Here is a 17,670-nt window from a genome sequence, read left to right on the forward strand (position 1 = left end):
TCGCTCCTATCCACCGGTGCTGACCAGCAACGTGTCGATGCCGCGCAGGAACAGGCTGCCGCTGTACGTGGGCGTCTCGGTGACCGTCAGCGCGGGGAACCGGGCGAACAGCCGGGGCAGCGCGAGGCGGCCCTCCAACCGCGACACCGCCGCGCCGAGGCAGAAGTGCGGGCCCACCCCGAAGGCCAGCGACGGAGGGCCGGAACGGGTCGGGTCGAAGGTGTCCGGGGCCGGGAAGCGGGCCGGGTCGCGGTTGGCCGCTCCGATCATGATCAGCACGTTGTCGTCAGTGGCGACCGGTACGCCGTGCAGCACTGTGTCGGCCGGCGCGGCACGGGCCAGGAAGTGCACGGGGCTCGCCAACCGCAGCACCTCGTCGACGCAGCCCTGCGCGAGCGTGGCGTCGGTGGGCAGCGCCGCGACGGTCTGCGGGTGGGCCAGCAGCAACGGTAGTCCGTTGCTGAACATGTAGACGGTGGTGACGAAGCTGGCGTTGAACAGCACGATCAGGTTGCTGACCAACTCCTCCTCGGTCAGCTCCACCTCCCCGGAGTCGAGCGCCTCGACCAGCGCGCTGAGCAGGTCGTCCCCGGGCACCCGGCGGCGGTGCCCGAGCAGCTCCCGGTAGAAGGCCCGCAACTCCCGCGCGGCGGTGTTGGCCGCGGCCAGCCGCTGCGGCGTCTTCCCGGCCACGTCCAGGAACTCGTCGATCCACTCCACCCGCTCGCGGTACCACGGCAACTCGGCGGCCGGGATGCCGATGAACTCGGCCATCACCAGGGCCGGGATCGGGTACGCGAAGTCGGCCACGAAGTCGACGACGCTCTCCCCGGCGTCCGCCATCCGGTCCAGCAGCTCGTCGACCACCCGCAGGATCACCGGTTCCAGCGCGCCGAGCCGGCGCGGCGTGAAGGTACGGGAGAAGACGTGTCGCATCCGGGTGTGATCGGGCGGGTTGACGAACATCATCGAGGTCTGGAAAGTCCGCAGGATCTCCTGCTCCTCCCAGCCCGGCGGCGGCTGTTTCGTCCACTCCGGATCGCGCAGCAACCCGTCGACGAGGTCGTAGCCGACAGCGACGGCGGCCACCGTCCGGTGCTCGGCGCGCGCCGGCACCGCGCTGATCGGGCCGAGCCGGTGCAGGTCCGCGTACCACGGGTACGGGTCCTGTCTGCCCTCCTCGCTGTACAGGCCGGTGAGTATCTCGTCCACGTCCACGGCCAACTCCTCCGCCAGGATGTCGGTGACCGGGGGCAGCGGGGATCCCCCGCCGCCCCCGGCCGATGTCACAGGTCGAGCAGCCGCAGCGGCACGGCGTTTGCCAGTGCCTGGTTACCGGCGTCGTTCGGGTGGATGTGGTCCCCCGAGTCGTACGCGGGCAGCAGCTGGCTGGGCCGTGCCGGGTCGCGCAGCACCCGGTCGAAGTCGAGCAGCCCGTCGAACTCCCGACTGCCGCGCAGGTACGCGTTCACCGCCTGGCGGGTGGCCTCCTTCTGCGCCGTCCACACGCCCGGCGCGCCGTGCCCCTCGTACGGCGTCAGCGTGGCCACCAGGCTGGTCAGCCCGCGCTGCTGGAGCTGCTGGTTGATCTGCCGCAGCGTGCCGATGATCGCCTCGGGTGAGTCGTTCGACATCCAGATGTCGTTGATGCCCAGGTGGGTGACGACGGTACGCACCCCGGTCTGGGGAAAGACGTCCTCGTTGAGCCGTGCCGCCGCGTTCGGGCCGAGCTGGTAGTAGCCCGGGTAGTTGCCGTCGCCCGGCTCGGTGCCCTCGTGGTTGAGCCGGTTGCCGGCCAGGCTCAGGTTGAGCACGCCCGGGGTGCGCTTGTCCGGCCGGTCGGCGAGCAGCCGGTCTGAGAGCAGGTCGGGCCAGCGCCGGTTGGCGTTGACGGTGCTGCCGTTGCCGTCACCGATGGAATCGCTGAGCACCACCAGTGCGCCGGGGCTGCCCTTGCGCTGCACGTCGACGCCGGAGAGGAAGAACCAGCAGCAGGTGGGACGGGTGGTGAACCCGGTGCCCTCGGCCGCCCCGGTCAGGTCCCCGGCGCCGATGAAGTTGGCCTGCTGGGACTGCCCGTGGAACGTGGTCGGGCCGGTCGGCGTCGGGAAGTGCACTGTGACCACCAGGTCGCTGTCGTCAGCGACCGGGAAGGCCAACGGGTCGCTGAGCAGTTCGGCGCCCCGATTCATGGTCGCCGTGGTGGCACCGGTGAAGGTCAACGGACGCACCGACGCCGCGTCGATGTCGGAGAGGTCGTCGGGAGTCGCGGTGTTCGGTCGGGCCACTGTGGCGCGCCCGACCTTGACCGCCTGCTCGCCGTAGAGGTTGCTCAGGCGGACCCGCAGCGCCGGGCCGCCCACCGACACGTGCACGATCATCCGGACGCTCTGGTCGTTGAGGCCAGTGTTGGTCAACCCGACCGAGTTGCCCCGGGTGACCGCGGTGGCCCAACTGCCCGCCCAGTCGGCGCGGTCGGGTCGGCTGGCGACGGTGCCGGACGGACCGGCGCTGGCGACGACGGCGGGTGCGCCGGCGACCAACAGCGCGGCCGCAGCGGCGATGACAGGCCATCTCTTCGGGGTTGCCGTTGCCATGGAACCTCCATCGTGTGGCAGCCCAGGGCCGTCCGCTGACGGCGCCCGCCTGGACGATGGTCCAGAAACCTAGCCGCCGCCGCTGACGGGCGTCAATCAACCTGATCGACGCGATCAAATGTCCGGCGGGCCGCTCGGACCGCCCTTCGGCACGGTTCCGACCAGCCGTTTCCCGCCTAGGCTTCCAGGCGGCGGCGGTGCGGTCGCCCAAGCGCGCCACCGTCGCGTCGTCACCGGGAGCTGCCCGGGGACCGCCGCTTTCTCGGATGGGGGCTGCCGGATGACTGACGGACCCGGGCACACCACTACCTACGTGCACAGTGTGTTGGACCTCTTCGCCGAATTCGGCGACCGGGAGGCGTTGGTCGGCGCCGATCGGCGACTCACCTACACCGAGGCCGCCGCGCGGGTCCGGGCGATGGCCGCGACGTTGACCCGGCACGGCGTACGGCCCGGGTCGGCGGTGCTGGTGACCGTCGCGAACGCGGTGGAGGGTCCACTGCTGCAACTCGCCCTGCACCTGCTCGGCTGCCGGACGATGTGGGTCGCCCCGGTGACCGCGCGCCGGGAGGTCGACGAGTTCATCCGGTTGGCCCGCCCGGACGCCCTTGTCTACGACGCCCGGGACCGGGCCAGTCTGGGCCCGGAGCTGGCCGCCGCGCTGCCCGACACACCGGTCTGCTGTCTGGGCGCGGGCGGCGCCGGCCCCGACCTCACCGCCGACACCGACGCCGACGTGGCGGAGCTGCCGGCGTCAGTGCCAGCGCCCGAGTCGTTCCTGCAGACCAGCGGCACCACCGGCAGCCCCAAGCTGGTGCACCACCGGGAGAGCTTCTACGCCCAGATCCTCACCCTGGCCGCCGACTTCCGCGCCGCCGGGTTCCCGCTGCTGCGGCACCTGTCGCACTCGCCGATGTGGCTGGCCAGCGGGCAGATCACCACGCTGTTCAACCTGTTCACCGGCGGGGTGCTGTTCCTGCGCGACGACTGGGACCCGGTGGCCTTCGTGAACACCGTGCAGCGGGAGCGGATCAACTCGACCTTCGTCACCCCGCCGATGCTCTACGAGGTGTTGGACCACCCGGCGCTGGTCGGCGCGGACTTCTCCGCCATGTTCATGTTCAACGTGGGCGCCGGGCCCGCCGCGCCAGCCCGGCTGCGCCAGGCCATCGCGCGGTTCGGCCCGGTGCTGCGCATCGTGTATGGCCTCAGCGAGGCGGTCGTGATCACCGCGCTGCCCGGGTTGACCGACGATCCGGAGCACCCGGAGCGGTTGGGCTCCTGCGGGCGGCCCTACGGCGACGTCCGCATCGAGATCCGCGGCGACGACGGCACCGTGCTCCCGACCGGCCGCGACGGCGTGGTGTGGGTGCACACCCGGCTGAGCTTCGCCGGCTACCACGGCCAGCCGGAGCTGACCGCGCAGACGCTCGTGGACGGCTGGGTGCGAACCCGCGACATCGGTCACCTCGACGACGACGGCTACCTCTACCTGGTCGACCGGGCAGACGACGCGATCCTCACGAAACGACGGAGCTGGCCGATCTTCTGCCGCCCCATCGAGGACGTGCTGGCCGGGCACCCGCGGGTACGGGCCGCCGCCGTGATCGGCGTACCGGACGAGACGGCCGGTGAGGTCCCGTACGCGTACGTGGTGCTCGCCCCGGACGCGACGGTCGCCGGGGCGGAGCTGATCGACCTGGTGACCGCCGAACTCAACGAGATGTGGGCGCCGGCCGCTGTGGAATTCGTCGACCAGTTGCCGGTGAACCGGTCGATGAAGGTGGACAAGCGGGCGCTGCGCGCCCAATACGCGGGCCGTCGGGCGGCGGCGGTCGGGGCGTGACCCCCCGCCGACAGCTGGTCGTCCTGGTCAGCGCCGACCTGATCTCCAATCTGGGCACCCGCATCTCGGTGGTGACCATTCCGTGGCTGGTGCTGGTCACCACCGGCAGCCCCACCAAGATGGGCCTTGTCGCGTTCGCCGAGACCCTGCCGTACCTGCTGTCCAGCGCGTTGGGCACGCCCTGGGCGGACCGGATCGGCCTGCGCCGTACCTCAATCCTCTGCGACGCGGGTAGCGCGGTAGTGATGGTCGTCGTGGCGCTGACCCCGTGGTTGGGCTTCGTCCCGCTGGTGGCGCTCGTCGCGGTGGCCGGCGCGCTGCGGGGCATCGGGGACCGGGTGAAGCACGTGATGTTCCGCCCGGTCGCGGAGGCCGCCGGAGTGCCGCTGATCCGGCTGACCTCCGCGTACGACGGGCTCAGCCGGGTGGTGACCCTGTTCGGCGTCGCCGTGGGCGGTCTGCTGATCGCCGCGTTCGGGGTGACCGAGGCAATCCTCATCGACGCGGCCAGTTTCGGCGTCTGCGCACTGCTCATCGGCGTCCTGGTCCGCCCGCCGGCCACCCCGACGCAACCCGCCCAGCCGGAGAGCTATCTGCGCGCCCTGCGGGGTGGCTTCAGCTACCTGGGCCGGGACCGGCCGCTGCTCGGCATGCTCGCCGTCATCTCGGCGCTGAACATGGTGGCCAACGCCAGCGTTGCCGTCTACATCCCGGTCTGGGTCGCCCGGGAGCTGTCCGGCCCGAGCGGTCTCGGCCTGGTGCTGGCGGCGTTCTCGGCGGGCGCGCTGCTGGGCAACCTGGTCTTCACGACGCTCGGGCCCCGCCTGCCCCGGCGACTGACGTTCCTGGTCGGCGCGCTGGTCGCCGGCACGCCCCGGCTGGTGGCGCTGGCGATCAGCGACGAACTGCCGGTGGTGCTCGTGGTGACGTTCCTGTCCGGAATCGGCATCGCGGCGATCAACCCGCTGCTCGGGGTGGCGCTCTACGAGCGGGTGCCGCCGGAGTTGCAGACCCGGGTGATCGGCATCGCCGGTTCGTTGGCGTTCGTCGGGTTGCCGGTCGGCGGGCTGCTCGGCGGCTGGTCGGTGGACGCTCTGGGATTCACCCCGGCCCTGCTGACCATGGCAGCGGCGTGCCTGGTGGTCACCGCGTATCCGCTGGTGGCCCGCTCGTCCGAGTCGAAGACGCAGACGCAGTCCACCCCCGCCGTCACGCCCTGACGCGACACGCGGGCTGCCGGCCATGCCAGAAGACTCGGGCGGAACTCCTCGCGAGCAGAGCGTGGCCCGCTGAGCGCGTACCGTCTGTGCATGGCCAGCTGGGACGACGTCCGTCGGATCGCGCTCGCGCTGCCGGAGGCCACCGAGCGGCCCTCGTACGATGGGCTGCCGGCCTGGCGGGTGCGCGACAAACCATTCGTCTGGGAGCGACCGCTGCGGCAGGCCGACCTCGACGCCCTCGGTGCCGCCGCGCCCGACGGCCCGCTCCTCGGCGTACGAGTGGCCGACCTCGGCGTCAAGGACGCACTGCTCGCCGACGACCCGTCGGTCTACCTCACCACCCCGCACTTCGACGGCTACCCGGCGGTGCTGGTCCGACTCGACCGGATCAACCCGTCCGAGCTGATCGAGGTCATCACCGAGGCGTGGTACGCACGCGCCCCGAAGCGGCTCGCCGCCACCCACCGCACCGAACAGGGACCGACCGACGCCTAGCAGCGCCCGGCGGCAGCCGGGGTGGCGTGTTCGGTACGGCAGCGCAGTCGCGCAGTGCGACAGCCCACGTTGTTCGTCGGACGTTCGGCTGCTGGCCGCGCGGGCGTCGACCGGGGACGGCTAGCGTCGACCGTCGTCACCGCACCTGGAGGCCGCCGCGTATGACGTCGTCACCCACCCGCCGCCGCACCGCCGAGGTCACCGCCGTGCGCCGGATCGGCGACAGCGCGCCGCACAGCGCGTTCACCGACCTCGTCCGGTACGCCGGAAGCTGGTTCTGCGCCTTCCGGGAGGCCCGCACCCACCTCAGCGACGACGGCGTGATCCGGGTGCTGACCTCGACCGACGGCCGGTCCTGGACCTCCGCGACAGTCATCGCGCAGGCCGGCACCGACCTGCGCGACCCGCGCTTCGTCGCGCGACCCGACGGGCGGCTGCAACTACTGGCAGCGGCCGCCACCGGCGAGGCCACCAAGACGTTCCAGACGGTGACCTGGCTGTCCACCGACGGGCACACCTGGGGCGATCCGAACCCGGTGGGCGAGCCAGGCGTCTGGGTGTGGCGGGCCGCCTGGCACGACGACGCGATGTACGGCGTCGGCTACGCCACCCGGGAGCCGAGGTTCGCCCGGCTCTACCGCAGCACGGACGGTGTGGACCTGCGGCCCTGGGTGCCGACGCTGTTCGAGGACGGGTACCCCAACGAGTCCGGCCTGGTCTTCGCCCCGGACGGCACCGCCCTCTGCCTGCTGAGGCGGGATGCGGCCACCGCGAGCGCGCAGCTCGGCAGGGCCGTGCCGCCGTACCGGGACTGGACCTGGACCGACCTGGGTGTCCAGGTGGGCGGGCCGACGCTGCTCCGACTGCCCGACGGGCTGCTGCTGGCCGGGGTGCGGCTGCACGACGGCGAGGTCCGTACCGCGATCTGCGTCGTGGACCCGGACCGGGGCGAGCTGACCGAGTTGGTCGCGCTGCCGTCCGGCGGAGACACCAGCTACCCCGGCCTGGTCTGGCACGACGACCTGCTGTGGGTGAGCTACTACTCGTCGCACGAGGGGCGGACCTGTGTCTACCTGGCCGAGGTCAGCCTGACCGGCTGAGCCTGGCCCGGCAGCCCGGCGGTCGGCTAGCGTGCCGGCATGCCATCGACGTTCACCGAATCGACGGATCCGCACTGTCTGCGCCCCGGGGAGGCCGACGAACTGCTGCGCGGGCACCCGTGGCGGCGGTTCGTGGCGCTCGGCGACAGCGTCGTGGAGGGCATGTGTGAGCCGACACCGGGCTACCCGGACGTGCAGTGGGTCGACCGGGTCGCCGCCGAGCTGACCGCCGTGCGCCCCGAGCTGGCGTACCGGAATCTGGGTCGACGCGGGCTGCGCGCGCACCAGGTGCGGGCCACCCAGCTCGCCCCGGCGCTGGCCTTCGCCCCGGACCTCGCGCTGGTCGTCTGCGGCGGCAACGACGCCTTTCACCCGGCGTACGACGCGGAGGCGGTGGACGCCGAGCTGACCGCGATGATCACCGCGCTGCGCGACGTGGGCGCCGACGTGATCACAGTGGGCATGTTCGACGTCTCGCACAGCCCGGCGGTGCCCGAGCACCTCCGGCCCGGCCTGGGCGAACGGATGCGCCGTCTGTCGGCGCACACCGCAGGCCTGGCCGAGCGCCTGAACACGATCCACGTGCACCTGACCGACCACCCTCTGACGGCCGACCCCACCCTCTACAGCACCGACGGCCGCCACGGCAGCGCCCGCAGCGACGCCATAGCAACAGCCCAAACCCTCCGCACCCTCTCCCGCCGGCACCCCGGCCCTGTTGATCATGAAGTTATTGCCACGACACGCCGCCGCGATGGGCAATAACTTCATGATCAACGAGCGCAGGGCAGGGGTCGAGCGGGTTCAGTCGGTCAGGAGGATTCCGGTCAGGAGGACGCCGTGGGCCAGGTTGAGGATCCCGTCGCACCCGGGGTAGCCGACCCTCGCCAGGCCGCCGGAGGCGTGGCGACCGAACAGGTACGGGGCCAGGGAGTACGGGACGTCGGCGGTGACCGTCTCACCCGTCTCGATCTGGACGAAGTCCATCGACACCCGGTCGGTGGGCAGGTACTCCTGGAGGATGGCGCCGCCCTGGTCGACGGCGGCCCGCACACCGTCGGCCCAGTCCGCCGCGCTCAGCTCCGGGCCGAGCAGCACGCCGTGCCCGGCCGAACCGTCGGCCGGCTTCGCCACCAGCGTGGCCTGCTCGGCGATGGCCCGGTCGAGCACCGCGGCGGTCAACGGCACCGTGTACGGCACGTGCCGGCGGATCAGTGCCTGGTCGTCGGCGGGCAGCCCGTCCACGTCCTCCCACAGCCAACCGAACGTGGTCTTGTTACCGAGCAGCCAGGCAGCCGCCGACACGAACATCGGTAGGGTGCCGGCGGCGAGGGCCACGGCCACCGCGTCCAGGCCAGCGGTCGGGGTGACCCGGTTGGGCACGAACAACCGGAACAACGCGTCGACCGGCGCGCCGTCGACGACCAGGCGGTTGTCGGCGTCCACTGTGGCGGTGGCGACCGGGGCGATGACCAGGTCGATGCCGAAGTCCCGGGCCCGCACGGCGAGGGGGTCGAGGATCCGGATGAACGTCTGCGGGTCGTCGAGGCCCGGGTAGTCGCCGTCGAAGTCCATCAGCAACGCCACCCGGGTGCCCTCGGGCAGCCGCAGCTCCTCGCGGATCGCCACGAACCGCTGGTCCAGCAGCGACGGCGCGGCCCGCACCGGCAGGTCGTCGAGAATGCCGTGCTCCCGGTAGAGGCCCGCGTACCGCTGGATGACGGTGTCGGCGTCGAACCCGCCGCCGAGGCTGCTGTCGATGTTGTACTCGACGAACTTCGGCACCCCGGCGGAGAAGATCACGTCCGGGCGGTACGCGGCCAGCAGCGCCTCGGTCAGCGGCTCGGCCTCGTCCAGCAGCCGGGTCTCCCCCGCTGGTACGCCGAGCAGCCGGCGCAGCTCACCGGCGGTGCCGGCCCGCCGACGGCAGGCGTCGAGGATGAGCTGGGCCAGCCGGTCGCAGACCTCGTTGAGTTCCCGCCAGGCGTCGGCGGTGAGCACCGGGGGTCGGGCCAACCGCCACTGCTTGTTGTAGGTGGCCCGGCCGTGGAAGACCTGCTCCCAGGCCGCCGCCCCGCTGGCCACCATGGCCCGACGGGCCGGTTCCGGAAGGTCGGTCCAGGCCCGGTCGGCCGCCGGCCACGGATAGTTCGGGTCGATCATGATCCGTCCTTCAGTGTCAGGTGGATGGCGGTGGCAAGCTGGTCCCGGCCGGGCTGGACGGCCCGGTCCAGTGCGGGGGCGAACGGCAGCACCGCACCGTCCGGGCGAGTGACCCGGCGCGGCGGGGCGAGCAGCCGGACCCGCTCCACCACGCTCGCGATGATCTCGGCGGCCATCCCGCAGGAACGGTTACCGTCGTCGAGCACCACGAGGCGTCCGGTCCGGGTCACCGACTCGGTGAGACCGTCGATGTCGAACGGGTACAGGGTGCGTGGGTCGAACACCTCCACCGAGACCTGGTCGGCCAACTCCTCGGCGACGGCGAGCGCGTCGTGCACCAGGTGCCCGATCGCTACCACCGTCACGTCGTCGCCGAAGCGGTGGATCCGTCCCCGGCCCAGCGGCACCGGCGCGAGGTCGTCGACGTCGTCACGCACGTCCATGGCGCCGGCCGGCGCGAACACCACCACCGGGTCGTCGTGGCGGATCGCGGTGACCAGCAGCCCGTACGCGTCGGCCGGGGTGGCCGGCACGACGGTGACCACGCCGACATGGGCGAAGAGGCTGTACGGGTGGTCGGAGTGCTGCCCGGCCCACCCGGTACGCGAGCCGGAGCCGGGCACCAGGTAGGTGACGGGAACACTGCACTGCCCACCGGTCATCAGCGGGAACTTGTGCGCGTGGTTGACGATCTGCTCGAAGACCAGGAACAGCAGCGACGGGATCTGGAACTCGATCACCGGTCGCAGCCCGGCCAGCGCCGCCCCGGTGGCGAAGCTGGTGAACGCCTGCTCCGACAGGGGGGTGTCGCGAACCCGTTCGGTCCCGAACCGCTTGGCCAGCCCGGTGGTCACCAGCGACGCACCGACCTGGACGTCCTCGCCGAGCAGGAACACCGCCTCGTCGCGGGCCAACTCGTCGGCGAGGGCCCGGGTCAGCGCCCGGCGGTACGACAGTCGGGGCACCTCAGCCACCTCCGGTGCGCACGGTCATTCAGCCACCTCCGGTGCGGGCGGTCAGGCCGCTGGCGTACAGGTAGGTCAACGCGTCGGCCGGGTCGGGTTCCGGGCTGCCCAGGGCGAACCGCACCGCCGCGTCGAGGGTCGCCTCGACCTCGGCGTCCACGGCGGTCCGGTCGGTGTCGGGAAGGCGTTCGCCCTGGATGCGCACCGGGTCCCGGGCCCGACCACGGGTCACCTCGTCGGGTGGCCGGTAGCCGTCGAGGCGTACCGCGTGTTCGAAGGTGTGGTGGACGTCGAAGCGGTAGGTCCGGGCCTCGATCAGCTCGGGGCCGCCGCCGGCGCGCATCCGGTCGACGGCGGCGGACGCGGCGACGCGTACCGTCTCGGGGTCCTGGCCGTCGACCTGCACGGCCGGGATGCCGAACGCGGCGGCCCGGCCGGCGATGCTGCCGGCCACCGCGCCGGCGACCGGCATGGTGGTGGCGTAACCGTTGTTCTCGCAGACGAACAGCACCGGCACCCGCCAGAGCGCCGCCAGGTTGAATGCCTCCAGCAGCATCCCCTCGTTGACAGCGCCGTCGCCGAAGAAGCTCACCCCGACGGTGTCGCGGCCCTGGCGGCGGTGGGCCCAGACCGCGCCCGTGATGATCGCCCCGGAGGCGCCGACGATCGCGTTGGCGCCGAGCACGCCGATGCTCAGGTCGGCGGCGTGCATCGAACCACCCCGGCCGGCGTTGAGGCCGGTGATCCGGCCGCACAGCTCGGCGAGCATCCGGGCCGGGTCGGCACCGCGGGCCAGGACGTGCCCGTGCCCGCGGTGGGTGCCGGCGAGCACGTCGTCGGCGTCCAGCGCGGCGCAGACGCCGGCGGCGATCCCCTCCTGACCGAGGTACGGGTGGATGCCGCCGACGATCTGCCCGCCGTGGACCAGCTCCACCGCCCGTTCCTCGAACCGGCGGATCAGCCGGACCGTGCGGTAGAGCCGGACCGGGTCGGCGTCGGTCACGCAGGCCCCTTGATGGCGGCCAGGATGTCGTCCCAGAGGCGGGCCCGGGCAGCGAGAGCGGTGTTGACAGTCTCGGCGCACTCCTGCCACTTGCTGTCGTCGTCGCCGCACAGGTCGGCGAGCATCTGCATGGCCATCGGGGTGTGCTGTTCGCCGTCGACCTCGATGTGCCGCTCCAGGTAGTCGACGAAGGTGTGCAGCCTGTTGCTGTGCTCGTTGACCGAGACGACCTGGGTGAACATGTCCGGGATCAGGTCCTCCCGGCCGAACGCGAAGGCCGCCGCCTGGCAGTGCACCGGGGTGGACTCGATGATCTGCCAGGTGGTCGCGGCGAACCTCGCCGACGCGGCCGGCACCCCGGCCTCGGCGAGCGCCTCGGTGACCGGCCGGCCGGCGCGCAGCAGGTCGATGAGGGCGTTCACCGCAGTGGTGTCCGCGCCGGCCTCGGCCATGCCCTGCACGTACAGCTCGAAGTGGCTGATGTAGCCGCCGCCCAGCTCGTCGCTCTCCTCGACCATGACGATGTCGTTGATGAGGCGGCGGCTGCCGGTCGGGCCGGTCGGGATCCACGGCACGCTGACGCAGGTCAGTTGCCGTTGCAGCGACTTCAGCAGGGACATGAAGTCCCAGACCGCGAAGACGTGGTGCTGCATGAAGGTGACCAGCGCCTCGTGGGTGTCGAGGTTGGCGTAGAGCGGGTGCTTGACCACGACGTCGCGCCGGTCGGTCACCGCCCGCTCCAACCGCTCGATGCCCGGGTGCGTCTTACCCCAGTCGTACCGTGACATGTCAGCCTCCCTGCTGGGCGCGGTGGCGCCAGATGATCGGGCAGTAGTCGGGGTCCGCGTAGTCCGGCCGCCCGTCGTGGGTGCGGCGGACCAGCACGTCGTGGTTGTACGCGGCGAGCGTGCCGTCGGAGAGCGGATACTCCCGCCAGGCGTTGTCGCCGTCCTGCAGGTGCAGCGAGATCGCCTGTCGGGGGCGACCGCTGACGTTGGGTCCACTGCCGTGATAGGTGCGGCAGTGGTGGAAGCTCACATGTCCCTTGGGGATCACCATCGGGATCTTGCGGATCTCCGCGCCGTTGTACGCGGCGTTCTCGGCCAGCATCTCCTCCAGCTGGCTGCGGTCCCGGTCGGCGAAGTGCCGCACCACCGTGTCGTCAGCGCCGATCTCCTTCCACCGGTGCGAGCCGTCGACCATGGTGATGGTGCCCATCTCCTCCCCGCAGTCGTGGAAGGGGATGAAGGCGGTGAGCATCTTCTCCGACGACGAGGACGCCCAGTAGTGCTTGTCGAAGTGCCAGGGCACGATGTTGCTCGGCTCGCCGGAGATCGGCGGCTTGTAGATCAGCGTGGACTGGAAGACCCGGATCTCGTCGGCCTGGGCCAGCCGGGCGGCTACCGCGCCGAGCAGCGGCTTGCGCAGGATCGCGCCGAGCCCGTCGTGTTCGTGGTGGACATAGTCGTTGTGCCGCTGCACCGGGCCCAAGGACTGCTCCCAGTAGGCCAGCTTCGGTGGGCGTACCGGCAGCCGGCGGTCCCGCTCCCCGTCGTAGTAGCGCTGCGTGGCGGCGGCGAGGGCGTCCACCTCGTCGTCGGTGAACACCTTCCCCGACAGGTACCAGCCGTGCTCGGCGTAGTGCCGCACGTCGTCGTCGGACGGCAGCAGCGCCCGCTCCTCGGCGGTCAAGCTCACGCCCCCACCCCCTGTGGTGTGGCCGCCACGGCGGCCAACTCCCGCTCCTTGGCCTCGTAGAGCGCCTTGATGTTGCCGCTGCCGAAGCCCCGCGCGCCGCGCCGCTCGATCAGCTCCAGGAAGAGCGTCCGACGCACGTGCATCGACTCGGCGAAGATCTGCAACAGCTGACCGTCGTGGTCGGAGTCGACAAGCACACCCAGCTCGCGCAGCCGGTGCAGCGGAGCGTCGATCCGACCGACCCGCGCCTCCAGAGCGTCGTAGTAGCTGGCGGGGGTGCCGGCGAAGCGCACTCCGCGCCGCCCCAACGCCTCCACCGCGCCGACGATGTCGTCGGTGCGCAGCCCCAGGTGCTGCACTCCCCCACCGGCGTGCTGGTCGAGGAACGCGTCGATCTGCCCGGGCCGCCGCGTGCGGTCCGGTTCGAGCAGCACCACGGTGACCCGCCTGGACGGGCTCTGCACCACCTTGGAGTTCATCCCCTGCCCGTCGACCTCGATGTGCTCCTCGAAGATCTGCGCGAAGTCGAACAGCGCCTCGAAGTGCCGGACCGTCTCCTCGAGCTGGCCGGGCGGCACGCAGACCGCCAGGTGGTCGATCTCGGCGAGCACCGGCGGGTGACCGTCCGTCGTGGACGCCGCCGCGGTGATGGCGCCGGGCAGGAATCCGCCCCCCTCGCCCCGGCGCTGCACCAGCCGGTGCCGCACGTCGGCGAAGCCGTCCACCTCGGCGATCACCACCTCGGCGTCCGCGCCGGTGTGGGTGGTCGGCGGCGTCACCCCGGTCGCGCCCCGACCCACCAGCTCGGCGTACGCGGCCGACACGTCGTCGACCTCGACCGCGACGACCCCGATGCCGTCGCCGTGGCGTTGCACGTACCGCGCCGCCGGATGCTCGGCGCTCAACCCGGAGGTGAGCAGCAACCGGATGTCACCGTGGCAGAGCAGCAGCGAGCGCTGCCCCGCCAGCCCGGTCTCCGGACCACCCTGGCCGCAGATCTCGAAGCCGACGGCGGTGCTGAAGTAGAAGGCCGCCTGTCGGGCGTCCCCCACGTAGAGTTCGATGTGGTCGATACCACGGATGTCCATGTCCCCTGAAACCCTTCCCACCCGATTCCCCCTGTGTTGCCGTCCGGGCACACCCCGCCCGGAATGCCGCCTCGATCACCCCCTCGGCTCGGCGACGCGTGCCAGCAGCAGGCTCACGTTCTGGCCGCCGAACCCGAACGAGTTGGTGACCGCGTACTCCAGGTCTGCCTTGCGGGGCGTGCCACGGATGTGGTCCGCCGGGCAGGCCGGATCCGGATCGTCGAGGTGGTACGTCGGCGGGAGCAGCCCCCGACCGAGCGCCAGCGCGGTGGCCGCCGCCTCCAGCACCCCGGAGGCCCCCAACAGGTGACCGCTGAGGGCCTTGGTGGAGCTGACCGGCACACCGCCGACGCCGAAGACGTCGGCCAGGGCGGTGGTCTCCGCGATGTCACCGAGCTTCGTGCCGGTGCCGTGCGCGTTGACGTAGCCGACCACCGCCGCCGGCACACCGGCGCTGCGCAGCGCCCGGCGGATGCACGCCGCCGCGCCGGCGCCGTCCGGGCGCGGGGCGGTCGGGTGGTACGCGTCCGTCGTCGCGCCGTGGCCGGCCACCTCGGCGTACCCGACGGCGCCGCGCGCCGCGGCGTGCTCGGCGCGTTCCAGCACCAGCAACGCGGCCCCCTCGGACAGGACGAACCCGCTGCGGGAGGTATCGAACGGTCGACTCGCCCGGCCCGGGTCGGTGCCGGCGCGCGCCAACGCCCGCGCGTTGCCGAAGGTGTCGGCGAAAGTCGGGAAGAGCGGCGCCTCGCTGGCCCCGCAGAGCACCACGTCGACCTCTCCGGTCGCGATGAGCCGCACCCCGTCGGCGATTGCCTGGGCGCCGGAGGCGCAGGCGGTGCCGACCGACGAGCTGTAGCCCCGGATACCGTGCGCGATGGCGATCCGCGCCGCCGGCATGTTCGGCAGGATCCCGGTGAGCAGGTACGGGCTGACCGCAGCACGACCCCGGGCCGCCCGGGCCAGCACCTGCGACTCCAGAGTGGCCATCCCGCCGACCCCACCGACGATCACACCTATCCGGTCGGGGTCGACGTCGCGACCCACCTCGATGCCGGCGTCGGCGAGAGCGTCGGCGGCGGCGAGCAGAGCGAGGACGACGATCCGGTCCAGTACCCGGGTCTCCGGCCCGGACGCGACGGTGCGCGGGTCGATGTCGGGCAGCAGGCCGGCGACGTCCAGTGACGCGCTCGCCGGGTGCCCCTCGGGCGGGCGGGTCAGCCCGGACCGGCCGCTGGTCAGCGCGTCGAAGGTCTCCTCGACGCCCCGCCCGACCGGGGTGAACAGACCCATCCCCGTGATCAACGCGCTCACGCCGCCGCTCCGCTTCGCTCCACGGCGGTGTGAGACTCATCGCTGCTGAGCCGCCTGATTCGCTCGCTGCGCTCGCTCATGAACTGGCCTCGGTGAGGTAGCGCTCGCGCAAGACCACCTTGCGGACCTTGCCAGTCACCGTGACCGGGATGTCGGCGGAGCGCACCGGCACGACCCGGCGCAGTGTGGCGCCGACGTCCGGGCCGAGGGCGGCCCGGACCCGCTCGGTGCGGTCCTCGGCCTCGTCGGCGCCGGCGGCCAACTCCAGCAGCACGTCGGTGACGACCGCGCCGGCCTCGGCGACGATCACCACAGTGCAGTCGGTGACGTCCGGGCAGGCGGCGAGGATGCGCTCCTCGGACAGCGCTGTGTAGAAGCGCCGCCCGTCACCGGCGTCGACCGAGTCCACCGCCCGGTCCAGGTGGTAGTAGCGGCCGTCGGCGTCGGCGCGGACCAGGTCACCGGTCAGGTACCAGCCCCGCTGGCGGAAGCGGTAGGTGGTGACCGAGTCGTTCCAGTAGCCCCGGAACAGCGACGGCGAGTCGATGCCCAGGAAACCCACCTCGCCGACCGGCACCGGTTCGCCGTCGGCGTCGAGCACCGCGACCTTGGCGAACTGGTACGGGCGGCCGATGCAGCGGCCGTACCGGTCGGTGTCGGCGCGGTGGGTGATGTGGAACATCGAGTGCCCCATCTCGCTGGAGCCCAGCCCGTCGATGAAGACCGAGCCGGGCACCTTCGCCACCCCGTCGCGGGTGACGGTGTCGTGCCAACCGACCGCGACGAGGCGGCGGATGTGCGGCTCGTGCGAGGCGTCGCCGGTGTTGAACCACAGCCGCACCGAGTCCAGGTCGTACCCGGACAGGTCGAAGCGGGCCAGCTCCGCCCAGGTGACCGAGAAGCCGAAGACCCCGTCGGGGCGCCAGCGTTGGATGGCGTCCAGCACCTGCGCGCCGCCCTGCTCGGAGAGCAGGAACATCTGCGCGCGGTTGCCCAGCGCCTGGTTGACCATCAGCACGGTGGCGGTGTGCGGTGCGGGCAGCGCGTTGAGGATCCGGGTGGTGCCCTGCGCCTGCGGCATGGTGAGCAGGTGTCGGGTGGCCGCGAACAGGCTGGCGTGCGAGTGCAGCACCGCCTTGGGCACCCCGGTCGTTCCGGAGGTGTGGGTGATCACGATCGGGTCGTCCGGGTGGTGCCGGTAGTGCGCCGGGGCCGCGGCAGGGTTGCCCGTGCCGGCCTGCGCGGGGGTGCCGAGCAGGGGTACGCCCAGGTCGTGCCCGGCCAGCAACGCGGTGTGCGCGTCGTCGGCCAGCACACCGACGCCCCGCAGGCGGCGGATGTACTCGGCGGCGATCTCCGGGCGGAGTTTGCCGTTCATCAGCGCCGGGATCGCCCCGAGCCGGGCGAGCGCCAGGAAACTGAGCACCATGTCGGCGGCGGCGGTGGCCCAGACGGCGACCGGGTCGCGGGGGCGTACCCCTTGTTCGTGCAGCCAGGCGGCGCGGGCGGCGACCCGCTCGTCGAGCCGCCCCAGCGTCAGTGGCGTCTCGGCGGGGTGCCCGTCGACGGCGGTGTCGAAGGTCAGGCCGGGCCCGTCCGGGTCGGCGCCGTGCGCCAGTACCCGGGTCAGGACGTTGCCCGCACCCAGCTCGGTGTCGGCGGCCAGCGCGCCGCGCAGTCCCCGTGTCCTCATGGTCGTGCTCCTCCCCCCAGCAGCACCGCGACCGCCTCGGTCGGCTTGTCGGGTGCCTGTTCGATCAGGATCAGCAACACCTCGTCGGCGTCGCCGTCGTCGCGCAGCAGGTCGGCCTCGTCGACGCCGTCGGTGTACGGGTCGCCGGTCGGGCTGAGGCAGACCACCGGGCCGCGCAGGTCCCAGCGGGCCGCGATGTGCCCGGCGACGCTGTTGGGCACGGACTGGAAGAAGAACAGTGGGCCGATCCGCCCGCCGGCCTCGACTGTCGCCCGTACGTGCCGGGCGCTGGCGTGATCACCGCTGGCGCTGACCAGCACGATCCCCGTCCGCACCCCGGCGGGCACTCCCGCCGACCCGTACCCCCGCCGTAGACACCGCTCGGCGACGGCAACCACCACCGGCGCGAAGTCCGAGTGCACAAACCCCGGCACCCCCGCGACCGTGCCGTCAACGTCCCCACCCTCAGGCCAAAAGGCCCAAGCCCT

Annotated in this window: 16 protein-coding genes; 5 read left to right on the forward strand and 11 right to left on the reverse strand. The window is 72.2% G+C overall.

The window, feature by feature from the left end:
- Positions 1-6: 6 nt before the first annotated feature.
- Positions 7-1,218, reverse strand: coding sequence for a cytochrome P450 (locus ACLJOK_RS11265; RefSeq protein WP_410819319.1), 1,212 nt, complete (start codon positions 1,216-1,218; stop codon positions 7-9).
- Between the two features lie 68 nt (positions 1,219-1,286).
- Entirely contained in the window at positions 1,287-2,564 is a 1,278-nt protein-coding gene (locus ACLJOK_RS11270; protein WP_410819320.1) for an SGNH/GDSL hydrolase family protein, read from the reverse strand.
- A gap of 313 nt (positions 2,565-2,877) precedes the next feature.
- Between ACLJOK_RS11270 and ACLJOK_RS11275 the strand changes: the two genes are divergently transcribed.
- The 5 genes from ACLJOK_RS11275 (at position 2,878) to ACLJOK_RS11295 (ending at position 8,023) form a co-directional block, all read left to right on the forward strand.
- Positions 2,878-4,443: an AMP-binding protein gene (locus tag ACLJOK_RS11275; RefSeq protein WP_410818143.1), complete on the forward strand. Its 1,566-nt coding sequence runs from the start codon at positions 2,878-2,880 to the stop codon at positions 4,441-4,443.
- The gene (locus ACLJOK_RS11280) at positions 4,440-5,663 is read left to right on the forward strand and encodes an MFS transporter (protein WP_410818144.1); all 1,224 of its coding nucleotides are present in this window, start codon (positions 4,440-4,442) and stop codon (positions 5,661-5,663) included. Before ACLJOK_RS11275 ends, ACLJOK_RS11280 begins: the two co-directional genes overlap by 4 nt.
- Positions 5,664-5,753: 90 nt before the next feature.
- On the forward strand, positions 5,754-6,158 hold the full coding sequence (locus tag ACLJOK_RS11285; protein WP_410818145.1) for an MmcQ/YjbR family DNA-binding protein: 405 nt from the start codon (positions 5,754-5,756) through the stop codon (positions 6,156-6,158).
- Between the two features lie 161 nt (positions 6,159-6,319).
- A complete protein-coding gene (locus tag ACLJOK_RS11290) occupies positions 6,320-7,258 on the forward strand; it encodes a sialidase family protein (protein WP_410818147.1) in 939 nt (312 codons plus the stop codon).
- Between the two features lie 39 nt (positions 7,259-7,297).
- On the forward strand, positions 7,298-8,023 hold the full coding sequence (locus ACLJOK_RS11295; RefSeq protein ID WP_410818149.1) for an SGNH/GDSL hydrolase family protein: 726 nt from the start codon (positions 7,298-7,300) through the stop codon (positions 8,021-8,023).
- A gap of 39 nt (positions 8,024-8,062) precedes the next feature.
- Here the strand turns inward: ACLJOK_RS11295 and ACLJOK_RS11300 are convergent, their stop codons facing one another.
- The 9 genes from ACLJOK_RS11300 to ACLJOK_RS11340 all read right to left on the reverse strand — a co-directional run bounded on the left by ACLJOK_RS11300 (position 8,063) and on the right by ACLJOK_RS11340 (position 17,616).
- The gene (locus tag ACLJOK_RS11300) at positions 8,063-9,421 is read right to left on the reverse strand and encodes a hypothetical protein (protein WP_410818150.1); all 1,359 of its coding nucleotides are present in this window, start codon (positions 9,419-9,421) and stop codon (positions 8,063-8,065) included.
- The gene (locus tag ACLJOK_RS11305; RefSeq protein WP_410818152.1) at positions 9,418-10,386 is read right to left on the reverse strand and encodes an alpha-ketoacid dehydrogenase subunit beta; all 969 of its coding nucleotides are present in this window, start codon (positions 10,384-10,386) and stop codon (positions 9,418-9,420) included. Before ACLJOK_RS11305 ends, ACLJOK_RS11300 begins: the two co-directional genes overlap by 4 nt.
- Before the next feature lie 28 nt (positions 10,387-10,414).
- Positions 10,415-11,389 (reverse strand): thiamine pyrophosphate-dependent dehydrogenase E1 component subunit alpha, encoded by a 975-nt coding sequence (locus ACLJOK_RS11310; protein ID WP_410818153.1) that lies wholly within the window; start codon positions 11,387-11,389, stop codon positions 10,415-10,417.
- Positions 11,386-12,177: a DUF3050 domain-containing protein gene (locus ACLJOK_RS11315; RefSeq protein WP_410818155.1), complete on the reverse strand. Its 792-nt coding sequence runs from the start codon at positions 12,175-12,177 to the stop codon at positions 11,386-11,388. Before ACLJOK_RS11315 ends, ACLJOK_RS11310 begins: the two co-directional genes overlap by 4 nt.
- Before the next feature lies 1 nt (position 12,178).
- The gene (locus ACLJOK_RS11320; protein WP_410818156.1) at positions 12,179-13,087 is read right to left on the reverse strand and encodes a phytanoyl-CoA dioxygenase family protein; all 909 of its coding nucleotides are present in this window, start codon (positions 13,085-13,087) and stop codon (positions 12,179-12,181) included.
- A complete protein-coding gene (gene hppD / locus ACLJOK_RS11325; protein WP_410818158.1) occupies positions 13,084-14,175 on the reverse strand; it encodes a 4-hydroxyphenylpyruvate dioxygenase in 1,092 nt (363 codons plus the stop codon). The genes ACLJOK_RS11320 and hppD overlap by 4 nt, the downstream gene beginning before the upstream one ends.
- 75 nt (positions 14,176-14,250) lie before the next feature.
- A complete protein-coding gene (locus tag ACLJOK_RS11330; protein WP_410818160.1) occupies positions 14,251-15,489 on the reverse strand; it encodes a beta-ketoacyl-[acyl-carrier-protein] synthase family protein in 1,239 nt (412 codons plus the stop codon).
- 76 nt (positions 15,490-15,565) lie between these two features.
- On the reverse strand, positions 15,566-17,182 hold the full coding sequence (locus ACLJOK_RS11335; RefSeq protein WP_410818162.1) for a class I adenylate-forming enzyme family protein: 1,617 nt from the start codon (positions 17,180-17,182) through the stop codon (positions 15,566-15,568).
- On the reverse strand, positions 17,179-17,616 hold the full coding sequence (locus ACLJOK_RS11340) for a beta-ketoacyl synthase chain length factor (RefSeq protein ID WP_410818164.1): 438 nt from the start codon (positions 17,614-17,616) through the stop codon (positions 17,179-17,181). The genes ACLJOK_RS11335 and ACLJOK_RS11340 overlap by 4 nt, the downstream gene beginning before the upstream one ends.
- Positions 17,617-17,670: the final 54 nt, after the last annotated feature.

The organism is Micromonospora sp. 050-3 (assembly GCF_046549335.1).
GTDB classification, from domain to species: Bacteria; Actinomycetota; Actinomycetes; order Mycobacteriales; family Micromonosporaceae; genus Micromonospora; species Micromonospora trifolii.